The sequence below is a fragment of the Yersinia sp. 2540 StPb PI genome (genome assembly GCF_052217165.1).
Taxonomy (GTDB): domain Bacteria; phylum Pseudomonadota; class Gammaproteobacteria; order Enterobacterales; family Enterobacteriaceae; genus Yersinia; species Yersinia enterocolitica_E.
The window spans coordinates 730,816-749,042 of sequence record NZ_JAZGQC010000001.1; the positions used below are offsets into that span (position 1 = coordinate 730,816).

Genomic DNA, 18,227 nt, shown 5'->3' on the forward strand with positions numbered 1-18,227 from the left:
TATTGACGATTGAAAATGAACGGTCAATCGCATGGTAAGCCGGGGACGCGTTATTTCAGTGTTTCTGAGAATATTTGATCTTCATCGCAGAATGAAATGTTTCTTCTGTAATTTGATTTTATGAAAAAAATATTTGTTTATAATCCCTGCTATGTTTCTCCTTACTGTCGTCAGCCAGGCGAAAGCTAACAAGTCTGCTGCTTCTCTCCGGCATATGTATCTTCAGGGGCTGAACGTCACTTGGTCACCATGATGTAGCGCAACAGAGCAAAGGATGGGTAAATGAATAAGATTCGGCTAACCACTGCACAGGCATTAGTCCGGTTTTTGGACAACCAATACCTGCAAGTTGATGGTCAGGAAATCAAATTTATCAAAGGGATTTTTGCTATTTTTGGCCACGGTAATGTGCTGGGAATGGGGCAGGCGTTGGAACAAAACTGTGGCGATTTAGTGGTTCATCAGGGGCGGAATGAGCAAGGGATGGCCCATGCCGCTACCGGTTTTGCCAAACAAAAACTGCGCCAGCAAATTTATGCCTGCACCTCATCCGTCGGGCCGGGCAGCGCTAATATGATTACCGCCGCTGCAACGGCAACGGCCAATCGTATTCCCCTACTATTGCTCCCAGGCGACGTATTTGCATCCCGCCAACCGGACCCGGTGTTACAACAAATAGAACAATCTCATGACATTAGCATCAGCACTAATGATGCATTCAAACCGGTTAGTAAATACTGGGATCGCATTACGCGGCCAGAACAACTGATGAGCGCCTGTATTAATGCGATGCGGGTTCTGACTGATCCGGCAGAAACGGGGGCTGTGACACTGAGCTTGCCACAAGATGTGCAGGCTGAAGCCTATGACTATCCTGACTATTTCTTCCACAAGCGAGTTCATCGCCTTGACAGACGCCCTGCCAGTGCCGCCATGCTGGCTGATGCCATTGCGTTACTGACTGCCAAACGCAAGCCCATTTTGGTGTGTGGGGGAGGGGTGAAATACTCGCAAGCCGGCCAGGCATTGCAACGATTTGCTGAATGTTTTGGTTTGCCGTGGGTAGAAACGCAAGCCGGTAAAGGCACTATCAGCTCAGAACATGAATTAAATCTTGGTGGTATTGGTGAAACCGGTTGCCTGGCTGCTAACACATTAGCAAAACAGGCGGATCTGGTGATCGGCGTTGGCACTCGCTATAGCGATTTCACCACGTCTTCTAAATGGTTATTCCAGAATCCAGACGTTTCATTCCTGAATATTAATGTCAGTGCCTTTGATGCCGGTAAATTGGATGGTTTGCAATTGTTGGCTGATGCGCGTGAGGCATTATCAGCATTGCATCAACAGCTTGGCACTACCGGTTATCAAGCCGGATGGGGGGGTGAAATTGCTCGCATGCGCGCGGAACAATTAGCTGAAACGCAGCGGGTTTATCAGGTGCAATACCGTGCCGACGATTTCGTTCCTGAAATTAATGACCATTTGGACCGTGAACAGGTTTTTGCTGAATTTATCAATAAAACCGGCTCTTTCTTGACGCAAAGCCAAGTGCTGGGAGTACTGAATAACACATTACCTCCTGATGCCATCATTGTTGCGGCTGCGGGTAGTTTGCCCGGCGATTTACAGCGGGTGTGGCGTACCAAAGGGAGTAACGACTATCACGTCGAATACGGTTATTCGTGCATGGGTTATGAGGTGGGTGCCGCACTGGGTGTGAAGCTAGCTGAACCAGACAGGGAGGTCTACTCATTGGTTGGGGACGGCGCATTTATGATGCTGCATTCCGAACTGGTTACCTCTATTCAAGAGCGTAAAAAAATTAACGTTGTGCTGTTCGATAACATGACGAATGGCTGCATCAATAACCTGCAAATGGAACATGGCATGGACAGCTATGCCACAGAATTCCGCTTTCGTAATGAGGACACAGGCCAATTAGATGGCAGTCTTGTTCCGGTTGATTTTGCCATGCTGGCTGCCGCCTATGGCTGTAAAACATATCGTGTTTCTACCGAGCAACAACTGATCGATGCATTAACCGATGCCCATTCGCAGGCAATTTCTACCTTGATTGACATAAAAGTGCTGCCAAAGACCATGGTACATAAATACCTGAGTTGGTGGCGGGTTGGGGTTGCTCAAGTTTCTGAAAGTGAACGAACCGATGCAGTCGTTCGTGAACTGGAAAAAAATATCGCCAAAGCCCGTGATTACTAAGGCTAATTAAGCAGGCAATCAATGCGTTATACCCAATAGCTTTCAACACACAAAATGGCGGTACAGGGATGTGCCGAGTCATGAGGGCTGCCAACGCACCTGCAACTTGAGCTGGATGTGAAGTCGTAAAACGAGCAGGTATCACCTGCAAACCGAAACTTCATGAGGAAAATAATATGTCGTTAAATATTGGTGTCATCGGAACAGGTGCTATCGGCCAGGATCATATTCGTCGTTGCAGTAAAGTTTTACAGGGTGCTCGTGTGGTTGCTGTAACGGATATCAATCAGCAGCATGCCACTAAAGTTATTCGTGATCTGGGTATTGAGGCGAATATCTATGCCGATGGGCATGAAGTGATTAATGCAAAAGAGGTGGATGCGGTATTAGTCACATCTTGGGGGCCGAGCCACGAAGAGTTTGTTCTGGCAGCCATTGCTGCGGGTAAATATGTATTTTGTGAAAAGCCGTTGGCGGTGACAGCTGAAGGGTGTAAGCGAATTGTAGACGCTGAAGCCGCCAAGGGTAAGCGCTTGGTTCAGGTTGGGTTTATGCGCCCTTATGATCAAGGTTATCGCGCACTGAAAGATGTGATTACTCGTGGGGAAATCGGTGAACCTTTGATGCTGCATTGTGCTCACCGTAACCCGAGAGTCGGCGAAAATTACACCACCAATATGGCTATTACTGACACATTGATCCATGAGATTGATGTACTGCGCTGGCTGCTGGATGATGATTATGTCTCCGTTCAGGTTGTTTTCCCACGTAAAGCCAAACACGCTAAAGCGCATCTGAAAGACCCGCAGGTGGTGTTATTTGAAACGGCGAAAGGAACGCGCATTGATGTTGAAATCTTTGTGAATTGCCAATATGGCTATGATATTCAATGTGAAGTGGTAGGTGATACCGGTATTGCAAAATTACCAGAACCCTCATCCGTGCTGATGCGCAGCCAGGCACGGCTATCGCATGAAATACTGACCGATTGGAAAGACCGCTTTATTGATGCTTATGATGTTGAGTTACAAGCATTTATCAATGACGTTTTAGCTGAAAAACTCACCGGTCCTTCTGCCTGGGATGGTTTTGCTGCCGCCGTTACTGCGGATGCCTGTATTGCGGCACAGAACAGCGGTGAAATTGTTCCTGTGAGTTTGCCGCCACGACCTGATTTTTATAATAAATAACATCAAACTCTGCTGCCTGTGCGCTAGCTAGCCTGCTGCCGCATAGTCAGGTTTTTTGTTGCAAATGGAGTTTATCTCAAGCTTGCATGTATCTTGCGTGAAACGGGGGAGCGATGAAGATTGCATTTGATGTTGATGTCATTAAAGACCTTGGTATCAGCAATATGGTTCGTCAAGTGGCAGAATGGGGATATGACTATATTGAACAATCACCGCATCCGCAGTTAAACCCATTTTATAAACACCCAAAAGCGGGCCGCGAAGTTGTTGCTGAATATAAGAAAGTACTAAAAGAAACCGGGGTGCAAATATCTTCCTTTATTGTGGTTTATCGTTGGGCTGGGCCACTCGAGGCAAGGCGGCAGGCTGCGGTGACCAACTGGAAGAGAATGATTGAAATTGCAGTTGAAATGGGTGTCTCTGTGATTAATACCGAACTTTCTGGCGATCCAAATGAGCCAGAAGTTTGCGAAGAGATGTGGTATCGCTCAATGGAAGAGTTATTGCCGATTATTGAACGGGAAGGGATTCGGGTAGAGATTCAATCTCATCCGTGGGATTTTTGTGAAGAAAATAATGAAACCGCAGATTTAGTGAAATCACTCCGCAGCGATAATGTGAAGTATCTGTATAGCGTGCCCCATACCTTTTTCTACGATAAAGGCAAAGGGGACGTTGCCAGCATGCTGAAATATGCGGGTGTTGACCTTTCTCATGTATTGATTGCCGACACCATGAATCACACCAAGCATTGCCGTTATATTGTGAATCCACCGGGTGTTGATGCGGTTATTCATCAACATGTTGGTATTGGTGAAGGGGAAGTCGATTTCTCTGCCTTATTTCAAACTCTGCGCGATATGGATTTCGCTAATCGCACCTTTAAAGTCGGTGGTGAGTCAATTATTGCGACTTCTCTTTTTGGTTATCCAGAAAAAATGGTGCATCAGGCGGTGGCTACTCGCGAACGTATTGAGCGCGAATTGTTGGGGAAATAAAGTCGCCCGGCGGCCTCAGTTGCAAGTTCTCTTTAAGATTTTAAATAAAAACGTAACCCAACGTTATTGACGTTGCGGTGAACAACGCCGCAGCTTCAAGCGCCAACGGTATATTTTTCTGCATTAAAGACGGGCAATTAATCACATTTTAATTGTATTCATCTCTATAAATTGGATGTATCGCAGAGGTTTATTATGAATAAAGAACGTGTGAAGTTAGCAATCGCGCCAATTGGCTGGACCAATGATGATATGCCTGACTTAGGCAAAGAAAATACCTTCCAACAATGTATCAGTGAAATGGCTCTTGCAGGATTTACTGGTTGCGAGGTTGGTAGTAAATACCCGCGAGATCCTAACGTACTTAAACCTATGCTTGAGCTGCGCGGTATGCAGATTTGTAATGCATGGTTTAGCACTTTCTTTGCCGATGACCGGCGGGCCAAGACCATTGATGAATTTATTAATCATATGAATTTCCTCCATATAATGGGGGCAAAAGTGATTGGTTGCTCAGAACAAAGTAAGAGCATTCAAGGGACGACGAAGGCAGTATTTGAAGAAAAACCACACTTCACCGATGTGCAATGGCAGCGAGTTGCTGATGGTTATAACGAATTAGCCAAGATTGCGGCAACCAAAGGTATGCAAGTCTGTTTGCACCACCATATGGGGACGGGGATCCAAACTACCGAAGAAATAGATCGTTATATGAGTATGGTTAACGACGATGTATATCTGCTCTTTGATACAGGTCATGCCTATGTTTCTGAGGGGAGCCAGGCGGCGATGCTGGCTATTTTGGAGAAATACCTGCCGCGTATTAATCATGTTCATTTAAAAGATGTGCGGGATGAAATAGTGGCTGATGTGAAAGTGAATAAACTCAGTTTCCTCGATGGGGTGAAAAAAGGCATGTTCACTGTACCGGGCGATGGGGTAATTGATTTCCGTCCGGTATTTAAATTGCTGGATGAAAAAGGTTATCAGGGCTGGATGGTCGTAGAGGCAGAGCAGGATCCGGCTATCGCTAATCCATTTGAGTATGCAGTGAAAGCCCGCCACTATATTAAAGAAACCGCGAACATTTAGTCATATTCAGTTATGGCAGGGGATAGGTTGGTACACTATCCCCTGAGGATTAGGCGGATATCTTGATTCGCCCCATATGATACGCATCGATATATTGGCCCTCGCGAAAAGCAAAGCGTGGGCTGGTACCTTCAATTTCAAAGCCAAACTTGCGGTAAAGCGCGATAGCCGCCAGGTTATCGACAAACACTGTTAGCTCAATACGTTGTATATTCAACCAGTTATCACATAATTCAATCATAGCAGTCATTAATGCACTGCCGATGCCTTGTCCACAGTAATTTGCATCAACAGCAATACCAAAAGTGGCGACATGCTTACGCCGTGCCCGTTGGTTGGCTTCGACAGTCAGTTGTCCAACGATCTCCTCGTCAATACATGCCACCAGGCTATGCATCCCGGCGGGAAAATCTTTAATTCTTTTGGCCCACATCTCTTCAGAAGGTAGGGGAAGCTGTAACGTGTCGCGATAAACCTGTGGATGAGAAAATAACCGCCGCAAAGCGGGATAGTCGGTGAACTCCACATGGCGTATCTGCACATTTTCCATAAACATACCCTTACTCTTACTCTTACTGTTTGAATTACCTAATAAAATAGCGTTTTATTTACCTGAGTCAATAATATTGCAAGTGGTTAGAAAAAACACTTTACAAGTGAGAGTGATAATGATTATCATTGTCGTGCTTTCAGATGAGACCATCAGCGTTTAGGTGTTCACATTACGAAGGCACGACATTGCTCACATTGCTTCCAGTGTTTACTTAGCCAGCCGGGTGCTGGCTTTTTTTTTGCCTATTTTGCACTGTTTGTTCGCTGCATCATTGGTTCGTAGGCAGTCATATCTCAAGTTCTCTCAACGTTTTCTTTCGCTAATTACTTCAAATTCAAATCATTTGTCTTTCAACTTATTAATCAGTCGAATTTTTTGAACAGAGGAGTGAGTTTTTTACGCTTTCATATTCTCCCGCGACATCTAGACTAAAGAAAACGTTGAGGAGAACTGAACATGATCTATTTACGCAAAGCAGAAGAACGGGGCCATGCTAATCACGGTTGGTTGGACAGTTGGCATACCTTCTCATTCGCTGATTATTACGATCCAGAATTTATGGGGTTTTCAGCACTGCGAGTGATTAACGAAGATGTGATCGATGCAGGTCAGGGGTTTGGTACCCATCCGCATAAAGATATGGAAATCCTGACTTATGTGCTGTCTGGTACTGTCGAGCACAAAGACAGTATGGGTAATAAAGAGCAGATCCATGCCGGTGAATTCCAGATTATGAGCGCAGGTACCGGTATCCGCCATTCAGAATATAATGGCCGTGACGACCAACCGCTGCATTTGTACCAGATTTGGATTATCCCCAATAAGACAGGTTTGGAGCCGCGTTATGAACAGCAGATGTTTGATATCCCGCAAGGGCGGCAGTTGGTGTTATCACCGGATGCCCGCGATGGCTCGCTGAAAGTATTCCAGGACATGACACTCTGGCGTTGGGCACTGAAACGTGAGGAGCAGTCCATTTATCAGATTCAAGCAGAGCGCCGCATCTGGATACAGGTAGTCCGTGGTAAGGTCTCTATCAATGGGCATCATGCCGCGACCAGCGATGCATTCGCTATCTGGGATGAAGCTGCACTTTCTATTCATGCTGATGAAGACAGTGAAATTTTGTTGTTTGATTTACCGCCAGTTTAAGTTTGACCATCCCATACCCTAATAATTCGAGTTGCAGGCAGGCGGCAATTGAGTGACAAATTGGTTGCAAACCATTTTGAACGGCGCTTGCGCTGGCCCGCAGGGTGAGCCTCTGATGAGGCTCATAATCCCGATGAGCTTACTCAGGTAAGTGATTCGGGTGAAAGAAAGCAGCCAATGCATATGCAGCTTGAAGTATGACGGGTATATGTAAAAAAGGGTATGTGCATCGCGCCATACCCTTTTCTTTGCTAGAATAGTATCCCATTTACCCAGCCTCAGTTCATTGATAATGAAGAAAAAAAGGCCAGTGCTCCAAGACGTCGCCGATATGGTTGGGGTGACCAAAATGACCGTCAGCCGGTATTTGCGTAATCCAGAACAAGTTTCCGCGCTTTTGCAGAAAAAAATCGCGCTGGCGTTAGACGAACTGGGCTATATCCCCAACCGCGCCCCCGATATCCTGTCCAACGCGACCAGTCATGCCATCGGCGTATTGTTGCCGTCATTGACCAACCAGGTTTTTGCCGAGGTTTTGCGCGGCATTGAGAGTGTGACGGATGCGCATGGCTATCAGACTATGCTAGCGCACTATGGCTATCAGAAAGAGCGTGAGGAGCAGCGGTTAACCTCGTTACTCTCTTATAATATCGACGGCCTAATCCTCTCCGAACGTCACCATACCGCCCGTACATTGAAAATGATTGAGGTCGCGGGGATTCCAGTCATTGAGCTGATGGATTGTATTTCGCCGTGTATTGATTTGGCCGTGGGCTTTAATAACTTTGAAGCGGCAAGGCAGATGACGCAGCAAGTTATCGCCAAAGGCCATCGCCATGTTGTCTATTTTGGCGCACGTCAGGATGAGCGTACCGTCATTAAGCAGCAAGGTTATGAGCAGGCGATGCGTGAATCCGGTTTGGTGCCGATGAGCGTGATGACCAGCCGTTCATCGTCATATTCGGCAGGTGCTGAGTTGTTGCGTGAAGCGCAAGCCAGTTATCCACTGATTGACAGTATTTTTTGTACCAATGATGACCTGGCAATTGGTGCCGTATTTGAGTGTCAGCGTCAGGGGTTATCTATCCCTTATGATATGGCAATAGCGGGTTTCCATGGTCACGATATTGGCCAGTCGATGGTACCCAAGCTGGCCAGTGTGCTAACCCCGCGTGAAAGAATGGGGCAAATTGGTGCCGAGCGTTTGCTGGCAAAACTGCGCGGAGAGGCGGTAGCGCCGAGGATGGTTGATGTTGGTTTCACCATCCTCCCCGGCGGCAGTATTTAAATCACAATGGTTTAGCTAAATAACTATTGCTGCCAGATGCTATATCACCATGGCTAATAACAGGCAACCGACCAGGCCGCAGACCGAAATAATGGTTTCCAGCACTGACCATGACTTAAAGGTTTCCACAATGGTCAGGTTGAAGTACTCCTTGAACAACCAAAAGCCCGGGTCGTTGACGTGAGAGAAAATCACGCTACCGGAGCCGACGGCAATAACCATTAATTCAGGGCTGGCACCGGTGGTGGCAATGAGCGGTGCTACGATACCGCCAGCCGTAATCGCCGCCACTGTCGCAGAACCTAGCGCAATACGCAGTACGGCTGCGATTGACCATGCCATCAGAATTGGTGATAAACCGCTGCTATTCATCATGTTGGCAATATAATGATCGACGCCACTGTCGACTAAAACCTGTTTGAAAGCACCACCGCCGCCGATAACCAATAGCATCATTGCAATGATTTTGATGGAGTCGGTCACGGTATCCATCACTGATTCCATTGACCGGCCACGGTTTAAGCCAAAGGTGAAAATCGCTATCAATACAGCGATTAAGGTGGCGATCACCGGGTCACCGAAGAACTCCGCATAAGAGAGCACTGGGTGGCCTTTTGGCAAAATCATCTCTGCCACTGCCCGCAATGCCATCAAAATCACCGGAACCAGCGCTGTACAGACACTGACGCCAAAGCTTGGCATCTCTTCATCGGTGAAGGTTTTCGGGTTATACAATCCTTCTGGTACCGGTTTATCAATTCCTTTTAGGAAGCGCGCAAACACCGGGCCGGCCAGAATAACGGTCGGAATTGCCAGTAAAGTCCCGTACAGCAGCGTTTTACCCATATCCGCATGGAAAATGGTCGCAATAGCTGTTGGGCCGGGGTGAGGTGGTAGGAAACCGTGGGTTACCGACAAGGCTGCAGCCATCGGCACACCGACATACAGCAGTGGGATTCGGGCGGATGCGGCGATACTGAATACCAGTGGCAGCAACAGTACAAAGCCCACTTCATAAAACAGCGCAAAACCGACAGTAAAACCGGTCAGCACGACCGCCCACTGAATGTGTTTTTTGCCAAATTTATCAATCAGTGTGGTCGCAATTCGTTGAGCGCCGCCACAATCAGCCAGTAATTTACCGAGCATGGCACCAAAGCCCATAATCAGCGCCAGACTGCCTAACGTTCCGCCAACCCCAGCTTTGATTGAGCCGACGACTTTATCGACTGGCATCCCTTGCATGATACCTACCGCCAGCGCGACCAGTATCAGCGAGATAAATCCGTTCAGTTTGAAACGGATCATCAGTAACAGCAGCATGGCAACGCCAACCGCGACAATGACTAATGGCATAGTATTTCTCCAATAACTTTGGGTATTTCGTTTTTTGTTATGATTTGCGGTCAGCTTCTTTTTATCGTCAGTAGGGTCGGAAGATGGCCTTTGTGATAAAAATCACATCTTCATTTGTTACCGGTATCATGATACCGGTAACATGGTAAAATACGGAACCATAGAGAGCAGTAAAATTCCCATTCTGAGATAGAGATCAACATTATGGCAGGACATAGCATTATCGTGATGGGTGTATCGGGTAGCGGCAAAACCACGGTAGGAGAGGCTGTAGCCCGCCAAATCCATGCCAAATTTATTGATGGTGACGATCTACACCCTCGCGCCAATATTCAGAAGATGGGCAGCGGGCATCCACTGAATGATGAAGATCGTATGCCGTGGCTGGAGCGTTTGAGTGATGCTGCCTATAGCCTGAATCATAAAAATGAAACCGGTATTATTGTCTGCTCAGCGCTGAAGCGCCGTTATCGTGATCGTCTGCGGGAAGGTAATCCGGGGATGGTGTTTATATATCTAAAAGGCAGTTTCGACGTCATCATGGAGCGATTAAAAGCTCGCTCTGGCCATTTTATGCCAACTGATCTGCTGAAAAGCCAGTTTGACGCGTTGGAAGAGCCGGGTTCAGATGAGCCAGATGTTCTCTGCGTCGATATTGATGCGGATATTGATAACGTGGTGCAGCGTTGTGTATTAGCACTGAAAAGTCGTAACTAAAGTGAGTTTATACCCAAGAGGGCGCGCCCCTCTTGGATTGCGCAACTGAGGCCAACCCTATTTGGTCAAATATGCCCGCACACCATCTAAAAACATCTGCGTAGATAGCATCACCAAAATTAACCCCATCAGCCGTTCCAGCGCACTGACACCTTTATTACCCAGCAGGCGCAGGAACAGATTCGACATCAGCAAAATCGCCGCAGACAACCCCCACGCAATCATCAACGCCAACACTAAATGGCTAATTTGATTAGGATATTGATGCGACAGTAGCATCAGCGTTGCCAGAATCGATGGGCCTGCCACTAAGGGAATAGCCAGTGGTACTAAGAATGGCTCTTCCCCAGCCGATAACCCGGTAACGTTACTTTCTGGGGTGGGGAAAATCATCTTAATTGCGATTAAAAACAGAATAATACCGCCAGATATCGACACCGTTTCAGTTCGCAGATTTAGGAACGCCAGAATCTTCTCGCCAGCGAACAGGAAAATCAGCATTAATATCAGCGCAATGAGCAATTCGCGAATCAATACGACTCGCCGCCGCTTAGGTTCCAGATGCTTGAGTACCGACATAAAAATCGGCAGATTTCCCAGTGGGTCCATAATCAAAAACAGCAGCACTGTTGCCGCAATCATCTCAGTCATTATTACCTCTAAGGGACTGGCGTTTCCCGCCAATCAAAGCCACATATTAGGAAGATTGCTTTGAATCATTCTGGTATCGAATAAATTCACTTGCCACTTTGTCCATATTTTGTAAGGTGGTATCAGGTCTATCTTAGTCAGTCTGCCGTACCCTTACAGCGCGCAGTTATACAAGACAGGCATCCATTAATCGGTGTCACCTTCCAAGGCAGGACAGTAAACATGAAAAATGTTGGTTTTATCGGCTGGCGCGGTATGGTCGGCTCAGTGCTCATGCAACGCATGATTGAAGAACGCGACTTTGACGGTATTCGCCCGGTCTTTTTCTCCACCTCGCAACATGGCCAGGCCGCGCCGACATTTACCGGCCAGCAAGGTACGTTGCAAGATGCTTATGATATTGATGCGCTGAGTGCATTGGATATTATCATCACCTGCCAAGGGGGAGATTATACCAACGAAGTTTATCCAAAGCTGCGAGAAATCGGCTGGAAAGGCTATTGGATCGACGCCGCTTCTTCTCTTCGTATGCAAGATGACGCAATTATTATTCTGGATCCGGTCAACCATAGTGTCATTCAACAGGGTTTAGATAAAGGTATCAAGACCTTTGCGGGGGGTAACTGTACGGTTAGCCTGATGCTGATGTCTTTGGGTGGTTTGTTTGCTAATAATTTGGTTGAGTGGGCATCAGTTGCCACTTATCAGGCAGCATCCGGTGGTGGCGCGCGCCATATGCGTGAGTTGCTGACTCAGATGGGTATGCTACATGCTGGCGTGGCTAAAGAGTTGCAAGACCCGGCCTCTGCCATTTTGGATATTGAACGTAAGGTCACTGCTGCAACCCGTAGTGGTACCTTGCCAACTGATAACTTTGGCGTACCGCTGGCAGGTAGCCTGATCCCGTGGATCGACAAACAACTGGATAATGGTCAGAGCCGCGAAGAGTGGAAAGGCCAGGCTGAAACTAACAAAATTCTGAACACCAGCAGCGTCATTCCAGTAGATGGTCTGTGCGTGCGCATTGGTGCGCTGCGTTGCCATAGCCAAGCTTTTACGCTGAAACTGAAAAAAGACGTGCCATTGCCAGAAATTGAGCAAATGTTGGCAACGCACAATGACTGGGTTCGTGTTATCCCGAATGACCGCGAGTTGAGCATGCGTGAACTGACTCCGGCTGCGGTAACCGGTACATTGAATACCCCGGTTGGCCGCCTGCGTAAATTGAATATGGGGCCGGAGTATCTCTCCGCCTTTACTGTAGGTGACCAGTTGCTATGGGGCGCGGCAGAGCCATTGCGCCGTATGCTGCGCATCTTGATGTGATTGGTTATTAAGAGTAATAACGATAAAGCCCTGATCTTATGGTCAGGGTTTTTTTATATGATTAACACGGCTTTTTTGTATCCCTCGATGTGTCAGCAACTACGTTGCACGTCACCCGGTACGGGCTTCGCACTACAGCAATTGGCTGATATTCAGCTCTTCCATTAAACGATAGTTATCTGAATAATCCACTGGGATGGCAATGACTGCCGGGCCTAATACATCCATAGCTTGATGCAATTTATGGGATAATTCGTCAGCAGATTCTACGGCAAAACCTTTCGCCCCAAAGGATTCGGCGTACATTTTGAAATCAATCGGGCCAAAGCTAACTCCCGATGGCCGATGGTATTTTTTCTGCTGCTGTATTTCCACCATGTTGTAACCGTTATCGACCCAAATAATATGCAGTAAATTGCTTTTCAGGCGCACGGCGGTTTCCAGCTCCATACTTGATTGCATGAAACCGCCGTCACCCGATACGGATACGACCTTTTGATGTGGGTTCACCAGTGCTGCGGCAATGGCCCATGGCAGTGCAACGCCCATAGTCTGTTGACCGTTTGACATCAAAATTTGGCGGGTGCGGAAGCTGTAAAGATAGCGGGCAATCCAGATGTGAAAGCTCCCCATATCGACACATAAGGTCACGTCACTATTAACAATATCCTGCATTGCCCGGACCAAACGCAGCGGATGAATAGCGAAACCACTCATATGGTCAGCCCGGCTGGCCAAGTCTCGTCGTTGGCGGCAGCGCTCTGTCAATACCGCCTGTGTTGCCAATGTTAACATTAACGGGCCATGTATCCGTGGGGCTAATGCATCCACTGTAGTGGCAATATCGCCCAATAACTCTTTTTCTGGTTGATAGGCTGCATCTATTTCGGCGGGTAAAATATCCAGATGTATCAGTGTCGCCTGGCCACTGTTCCACAGTGCTGGGTCATATTCCACTGGGCTATAACCGATGGTGATAATCACATCGGCTTGTTGTAGTAACTTGTCGCCAGCCTGATTATTAAATAAGCCCACCCGCCCGGCAAAATGATCAAAGTGTGCCTGATCAACCACCCCTGCGGCTTGATAGGTGCTGGTGACCGGTATTTTGCTATGGTGAAGTAAACGCCGTATGGCTCGAGCGTTTGCCGGCTGGCTGGCCATCAATCCGAGGAGCAAAATGGGATTTTTAGCGTTGTTAATCAACTTAGCCACGGCAGTAATCTCATCCAAGGGGGCACCGCCACTGTGTGGGCATGGTTGATGAATCAACGCCTGGCTGGTCACAGGGTTGTTGAGGATATCTTGCGGCAGGCTAACAAAGGCCGCGCCCGGCCGACCAAATTCAGCGGTTCTAAAGGCATTACCCAGGACTTCTGACAGCGCCGCAGAGGCAGTTACCTCCGCACTAAACTTAGTTATCGGGCGAAAAATACTCACAGTATCCATACTCTGGTGAGTTATTTTCAGGCTATCGGCCCGCTTTACCGCGCCGCCTAGCGCCACCACCGGATCCCCTTCAGAGGTCGCTGTTGCCAGCCCGGTAACTAAGTTGGCGCAACCCGGCCCTGAGGTGACTAATGCAACGCCTGCTTTACCGGTTAACCGGCCGATGGCCGCAGCCATGAAAGCCGCATTCGCTTCGTGGCGCACCACAATCGTTTGAATGCTGGAATCTTCCAGTGAATTAAATACTCGATCAATTTTAGCGCCGGGAATACCGAACACCTGTTTTACACCTTGCTGCTCTAAATGATTAACCACCAGATCAGCCCCGCACTGCCAAGCCTGAGTATGCGTTTCATTGGTCATGATGTGTTGTCCTCTATGGTTGATTTAGCCGCTATTAATTGATGTTTTACCGCCGGTTAACTTTCTACCGCGCGGATGGCGTTATTGAGATTTTGCGGGGAGAGATTGGCCTGGAGAAAATCAGCTTCCTGCGGCAGATCGATTACCAGTTTGGCCACGGTGCCGAAGGTCAGAACACCCTTTTCCAATTGGTAGTCGAGCACATGGCCACCGCCATTGCGGGTGTCAGTAATAAAATGCTCGTGGTAGCCGGCAACATTTATTCCTTGGGTATAGTCCGGGCTGCGAAAACCGATGATCACGCCATTTTGCTGGGTGAAATCAAACGTCGGTTGCTCGGAGATGGCTTCAAGCATGGGTTTATAGGGGCGCTGTTGGCAGGGAACGGTGCGGGTTTCAACGTGGCTGAAGGTGCCATCAATACGCAGAGCACAAAACAGATTATCTGTTTTGGTAAGGTCATCAATCAGGTTATGGAGCTGCTTTCTGCTTATTTTATGTTCGAAACTGCGTTTTTCGGTCGGCTGAAAAAAAGTCATTACTGCGAAAGGTGTCTTCTGTTCTGGTTGTGCTGAACGGGCGCTGCCATCGGATCGTAATTGATAAATTTTACTGTTTAGTGCGACTAATTCACCATCAAGATTGTTAAATGTTCCTAATCCAAAATCACCGTGTTTCAGTAGTTCTGCCATGGTGATTTGGCCTTCATAAACCCCACTAATTAGCGCGCTCATTAGTGATGTTTGATAAATAATGCACTCAGAATGCTTTTCTCTATAGGCAATAAAGCTTTTTACAATCTCTTGAGTACATGAACAATGCGATGTTATTGATTTAGTCATCTCTCTCTCCGTCTTACCTGTAACATAAATTATATTTATATTTACGTATAAGGTTGACGCTGAAAGAACATAAGTACCAATATAGGAATCCCACTTTTTTGATATCAATAATATATGGAACTACGTTATCTACGATATTTTGCTGCGGTTGCTTCAGCCCGCCATTTCACCCGGGCGGCTGAAAAGCTGGGTATCTCTCAGCCACCACTAAGTCAGCAAATTCAAAAGCTAGAGCGGGAGATCGGGACACCACTGCTACGTCGGCTCACGCGCGGTGTTGAACTGACTGATGCAGGGAAAGCGTTCTATGTGGATGCCTGTCATATATTGACGCTTACGGATGAAGCGATAGAGCGAGCTAAAAGTATCGCGCGCGGGGAGACGGGTAAGTTGCGGGTAGGTTTTGCCAGCTCGACAGCCTTCCAGCCCTTGGTATTGCGCCTACTCCACGCCTATCGGGATAAATATCCTGAGGTGATATTGTCACCCAGTGAAAAGACCATGCCGGTGTTAATGAATGATTTGCATAACGAACGCATTGATGTGGCTTTTATCCGTCAGCCATGTGATGCCAGTAATGAATTCACCTGTAAGGTGCTGGTGGAGGAAGATATGTTGCTGGTACTGCCCCATAACCATCAGTTGCATCGCTGCCCACAAATCAATCTGCAAGCGATACAGCATGAAAAGCTGATTACTTTCCCTCGCGAAGTGGCTCCAGGATTGTTTGATACCATTATCAGCGCTTGCTACCGTGCTGGGTTTAAGCCGGAGCTGGGGCAACAATCCCCCCAGTTGGTGTCTGCCATAGGGATGGTGTCGGCAGGCTTTGGTTTTACTATCGTGCCTCGCTCGCTGACAACTATTCAGGCGAATAATGTTACTTATCATGAGATTGACGATAGCTTGCTAAAAACCAAGATTACACTGGCATGGCGGCGGCATGAGCGCTCTGCTGCGGTACTTAATATGGTGAGTATCATTGCTCGCACGGGTAAGTAATTAACCGCTGTTAACCCTCACTCGCGGTGATAAAGGGCAACTTAAGTGTAATGCGCGTGAATTTATCTGCCTCGCTTAGGACGGTGACACCATATTCGTTGCCATAGCGGACTTTAATTCGCCGATCTACCAGATTCATCCCCAGCCCATCGCCGTTTGGTTGCGGTTGATACAAACCAGCATTGTCTTCCACTTCCAGTATCAACGTATTGCCCTCGAGCTTACCGTGCAAGGTGATGCGCCCGTTATTGAACATCTGCGCTATACCGTGTTTGATGGCATTTTCGACCACGGGTTGCAGGGAAAAAGCCGGTAAACGCGCTTCCATCAACTCATCAGGTAATGAGATCTCAACGGAGAGGCGGTCGGCAAAACGTGCCTTTTCTATTTCCAGATAAGCATTCACATGTTCAATTTCATCGCTCAGCGTGACCACATCATGGCTGCGCTTGAGGTTCTTACGGAAAAATGTCGACAAAGAAAGCACCAGCTTGCGGGCATGGTCTGGATTACGGCGGATTACTACTGACAGGGTATTCAGTGCGTTAAAGAGGAAGTGAGGATTTACTTGCGCGTGCAGTAGCTTGATTTCTGATTGTGCCAATAGCTGTTTCTGTTGTTCAAATTCACCCGCCAGAATCTGGGCGGACAGCAGGTGAGCAATACCTTCACCCAATGTGCGGTTGATACTGGAGAACAATTTACTTTTTGGTTCATACAGCTTGATGCTGCCAATCACCCGATGCTCTTCACCGCGCAGTGGGATAACTAACGTGGAACCCAGTTTGCAGTTGGGTGAAATAGAGCAGGTATAAGGGACGGCATTGCCATCGGCATAAACCACCTGATTCAACTCAATCGCCCGGTGGGTATGGTCTGAGGTGATAGCACTCCCCACAAGGTGATGGTCGGCGCCGGTGCCGATAAATGCCAGTAATTTCTCGCGGTCGGTAATTGCCACCGCGCCAACGCCCAGCTCCTCATACAAAATACGTGCCACCCGCATACTGTTTTGTTGGTCAAAACCATGGCGTAGTTGCCCCTCCGCCCGTGCGGCAATTTGTAATGCTTTGGCTGAGAAGGCGGTGGTGTATTTTTCGAAAATAGCCCGCCGGTCCAATAAGATACGCATAAACATGGCAGCACCAATGGTATTGGTGATCATCATTGGCAGGGCAATGTTTCCGACCAACTCGACAGCTTCATGGAATGGGCGGGCAACGGCCAAAATAATTAACATTTGCAGGACTTCAGCGACCAGCGTAATGCCTGCAACCACCAGCGGTTGGAAGAGCAAGTCAAGGCGGTTTTTACGTATCAAATAGCTGTGGAGGAAGCCACCCAATAGCCCTTCAGCGACGGTAGACAACATACAGGCGGTGGCGGTCATCCCACCCATGGAGTAGCGGTGCAACCCACCCGTCAGCCCCACCAGGAAACCGACCGATGGCCCCCCCAGAACACCGCCCAACACGGCACCGATAGCACGGGTATTGGCGATGGAGTCCTCAATATGCAGACCAAAATAGGTGCCCATGATGCAAAACATGGAAAACGTGAGATAGCACACCAGTTTGTGGGGCAGCCGAATGGTAACCTGCATTAACGGAATAAACAGCGGTGTTTTACTTAACAGATAGGCGATCACCAGATACACACACATCTGTTGTAGCAGGGAGAAAATCAGTTCGGCTTGGCTTACGCCCATATTGATAACCACAAATGCTAATTCTTGCCGCTATTGTAACCACATTTAGCCGCAGAAAGTTTTAACCGTTACCCCTTTTAAGCAAAAAGGGCCTTATATGGGCAAACGTCAGCTCAGTTCCCTGTTTTGGGCATTTCTACTGGCCGATGTTATCCGCACTGTTTTTACGTCTTAACTTAGGGTTTTACGTCATTCACGCACGCCTTACGCCGTTTACACACTGTTTTTTTTGCTAATTCATATGAGAAAAAATTTCATTAATAGTAAGCCGATTTTTTTGGCGGCCTTTGACTATGCTTATAGTTTGGGTAAGAAAA

15 protein-coding genes are annotated in these 18,227 nt (G+C 47.7%); 9 read left to right on the top strand and 6 right to left on the bottom strand.

Annotated elements, in window-relative coordinates; all coding sequences use genetic code 11:
• Positions 1–282: 282 nt before the first annotated feature.
• From iolD to iolE, 4 genes are all read left to right on the top strand, one after another.
• Positions 283–2,223 (top strand): 3D-(3,5/4)-trihydroxycyclohexane-1,2-dione acylhydrolase (decyclizing), encoded by a 1,941-nt coding sequence (gene iolD, locus V1956_RS03210; protein WP_420074956.1) that lies wholly within the window; start codon positions 283–285, stop codon positions 2,221–2,223.
• A 176-nt stretch (positions 2,224–2,399) separates the two neighbouring features.
• A complete protein-coding gene (locus V1956_RS03215; RefSeq protein ID WP_372560291.1) occupies positions 2,400–3,413 on the top strand; it encodes a Gfo/Idh/MocA family protein in 1,014 nt (337 codons plus the stop codon).
• A gap of 113 nt (positions 3,414–3,526) precedes the next feature.
• Positions 3,527–4,411: a sugar phosphate isomerase/epimerase family protein gene (locus V1956_RS03220; RefSeq protein ID WP_372560292.1), complete on the top strand. Its 885-nt coding sequence runs from the start codon at positions 3,527–3,529 to the stop codon at positions 4,409–4,411.
• Between the two features lie 195 nt (positions 4,412–4,606).
• On the top strand, positions 4,607–5,503 hold the full coding sequence (gene iolE / locus V1956_RS03225) for a myo-inosose-2 dehydratase (protein ID WP_420074955.1): 897 nt from the start codon (positions 4,607–4,609) through the stop codon (positions 5,501–5,503).
• A gap of 49 nt (positions 5,504–5,552) precedes the next feature.
• Here the strand turns inward: iolE and V1956_RS03230 are convergent, their stop codons facing one another.
• The gene (locus tag V1956_RS03230; protein ID WP_372560686.1) at positions 5,553–6,053 is read right to left on the bottom strand and encodes a GNAT family N-acetyltransferase; all 501 of its coding nucleotides are present in this window, start codon (positions 6,051–6,053) and stop codon (positions 5,553–5,555) included.
• Positions 6,054–6,512: 459 nt separating this feature from the next.
• Here V1956_RS03230 and V1956_RS03235 point away from each other — a divergent pair, with 459 nt between their 5' ends.
• Together V1956_RS03235 and gntR are read left to right on the top strand one after the other, a co-directional pair.
• Positions 6,513–7,208, top strand: a complete 696-nt coding sequence (locus V1956_RS03235; RefSeq protein WP_372560294.1) for a pirin family protein — start codon at positions 6,513–6,515, stop codon at positions 7,206–7,208.
• Positions 7,209–7,500: 292 nt separating this feature from the next.
• Complete coding sequence (gene gntR / locus V1956_RS03240) at positions 7,501–8,496, top strand: gluconate operon transcriptional repressor GntR (RefSeq protein WP_372560295.1); 996 nt, start codon at positions 7,501–7,503, stop codon at positions 8,494–8,496.
• 39 nt (positions 8,497–8,535) lie between these two features.
• On the opposite strand, the gene gntT is transcribed toward gntR, so the two are convergent.
• Positions 8,536–9,852: a gluconate transporter gene (gene gntT / locus V1956_RS03245; RefSeq protein ID WP_372560296.1), complete on the bottom strand. Its 1,317-nt coding sequence runs from the start codon at positions 9,850–9,852 to the stop codon at positions 8,536–8,538.
• A 204-nt stretch (positions 9,853–10,056) separates the two neighbouring features.
• On the opposite strand from gntT, the gene V1956_RS03250 reads away from it, so the two are divergent.
• On the top strand, positions 10,057–10,569 hold the full coding sequence (locus V1956_RS03250) for a gluconokinase (RefSeq protein ID WP_083161277.1): 513 nt from the start codon (positions 10,057–10,059) through the stop codon (positions 10,567–10,569).
• A gap of 57 nt (positions 10,570–10,626) precedes the next feature.
• On the opposite strand, the gene V1956_RS03255 is transcribed toward V1956_RS03250, so the two are convergent.
• Positions 10,627–11,220: a YhgN family NAAT transporter gene (locus V1956_RS03255; RefSeq protein WP_005186017.1), complete on the bottom strand. Its 594-nt coding sequence runs from the start codon at positions 11,218–11,220 to the stop codon at positions 10,627–10,629.
• Positions 11,221–11,442: 222 nt separating this feature from the next.
• Here V1956_RS03255 and asd point away from each other — a divergent pair, with 222 nt between their 5' ends.
• Positions 11,443–12,546: an aspartate-semialdehyde dehydrogenase gene (gene asd / locus V1956_RS03260; protein WP_083161275.1), complete on the top strand. Its 1,104-nt coding sequence runs from the start codon at positions 11,443–11,445 to the stop codon at positions 12,544–12,546.
• Positions 12,547–12,678: 132 nt separating this feature from the next.
• On the opposite strand, the gene alsS is transcribed toward asd, so the two are convergent.
• Together alsS and budA are read right to left on the bottom strand one after the other, a co-directional pair.
• Positions 12,679–14,358 (bottom strand): acetolactate synthase AlsS, encoded by a 1,680-nt coding sequence (gene alsS, locus V1956_RS03265; RefSeq protein ID WP_420074953.1) that lies wholly within the window; start codon positions 14,356–14,358, stop codon positions 12,679–12,681.
• A gap of 56 nt (positions 14,359–14,414) precedes the next feature.
• A complete protein-coding gene (budA, locus tag V1956_RS03270; RefSeq protein WP_372560298.1) occupies positions 14,415–15,200 on the bottom strand; it encodes an acetolactate decarboxylase in 786 nt (261 codons plus the stop codon).
• A 114-nt stretch (positions 15,201–15,314) separates the two neighbouring features.
• On the opposite strand from budA, the gene V1956_RS03275 reads away from it, so the two are divergent.
• On the top strand, positions 15,315–16,202 hold the full coding sequence (locus V1956_RS03275; RefSeq protein WP_372560299.1) for a LysR family transcriptional regulator: 888 nt from the start codon (positions 15,315–15,317) through the stop codon (positions 16,200–16,202).
• Between the two features lie 10 nt (positions 16,203–16,212).
• On the opposite strand, the gene V1956_RS03280 is transcribed toward V1956_RS03275, so the two are convergent.
• Positions 16,213–17,910, bottom strand: coding sequence for a LytS/YhcK type 5TM receptor domain-containing protein (locus V1956_RS03280; protein WP_420071085.1), 1,698 nt, complete (start codon positions 17,908–17,910; stop codon positions 16,213–16,215).
• Positions 17,911–18,227: the final 317 nt, after the last annotated feature.

Excerpts from the sequence above, each read along its gene's own strand:
- alsS (WP_420074953.1), bottom strand. The coding sequence starts at position 14,358 with ATGACCAATGAAACGCATACTCAGGCTTGGCAGTGCGGGGCTGATCTG.
- asd (WP_083161275.1), top strand. The coding sequence starts at position 11,443 with ATGAAAAATGTTGGTTTTATCGGCTGGCGCGGTATGGTCGGCTCAGTG.
- V1956_RS03280 (WP_420071085.1), bottom strand. The coding sequence starts at position 17,910 with ATGGGCGTAAGCCAAGCCGAACTGATTTTCTCCCTGCTACAACAGATG.
- V1956_RS03235 (WP_372560294.1), top strand. The coding sequence starts at position 6,513 with ATGATCTATTTACGCAAAGCAGAAGAACGGGGCCATGCTAATCACGGT.
- budA (WP_372560298.1), bottom strand. The coding sequence starts at position 15,200 with ATGACTAAATCAATAACATCGCATTGTTCATGTACTCAAGAGATTGTA.
- V1956_RS03255 (WP_005186017.1), bottom strand. The coding sequence starts at position 11,220 with ATGACTGAGATGATTGCGGCAACAGTGCTGCTGTTTTTGATTATGGAC.
- V1956_RS03220 (WP_372560292.1), top strand. The coding sequence starts at position 3,527 with ATGAAGATTGCATTTGATGTTGATGTCATTAAAGACCTTGGTATCAGC.
- V1956_RS03250 (WP_083161277.1), top strand. The coding sequence starts at position 10,057 with ATGGCAGGACATAGCATTATCGTGATGGGTGTATCGGGTAGCGGCAAA.
- V1956_RS03215 (WP_372560291.1), top strand. The coding sequence starts at position 2,400 with ATGTCGTTAAATATTGGTGTCATCGGAACAGGTGCTATCGGCCAGGAT.
- iolD (WP_420074956.1), top strand. The coding sequence starts at position 283 with ATGAATAAGATTCGGCTAACCACTGCACAGGCATTAGTCCGGTTTTTG.
- iolE (WP_420074955.1), top strand. The coding sequence starts at position 4,607 with ATGAATAAAGAACGTGTGAAGTTAGCAATCGCGCCAATTGGCTGGACC.
- V1956_RS03230 (WP_372560686.1), bottom strand. The coding sequence starts at position 6,053 with ATGGAAAATGTGCAGATACGCCATGTGGAGTTCACCGACTATCCCGCT.
- V1956_RS03275 (WP_372560299.1), top strand. The coding sequence starts at position 15,315 with ATGGAACTACGTTATCTACGATATTTTGCTGCGGTTGCTTCAGCCCGC.
- gntT (WP_372560296.1), bottom strand. The coding sequence starts at position 9,852 with ATGCCATTAGTCATTGTCGCGGTTGGCGTTGCCATGCTGCTGTTACTG.
- gntR (WP_372560295.1), top strand. The coding sequence starts at position 7,501 with ATGAAGAAAAAAAGGCCAGTGCTCCAAGACGTCGCCGATATGGTTGGG.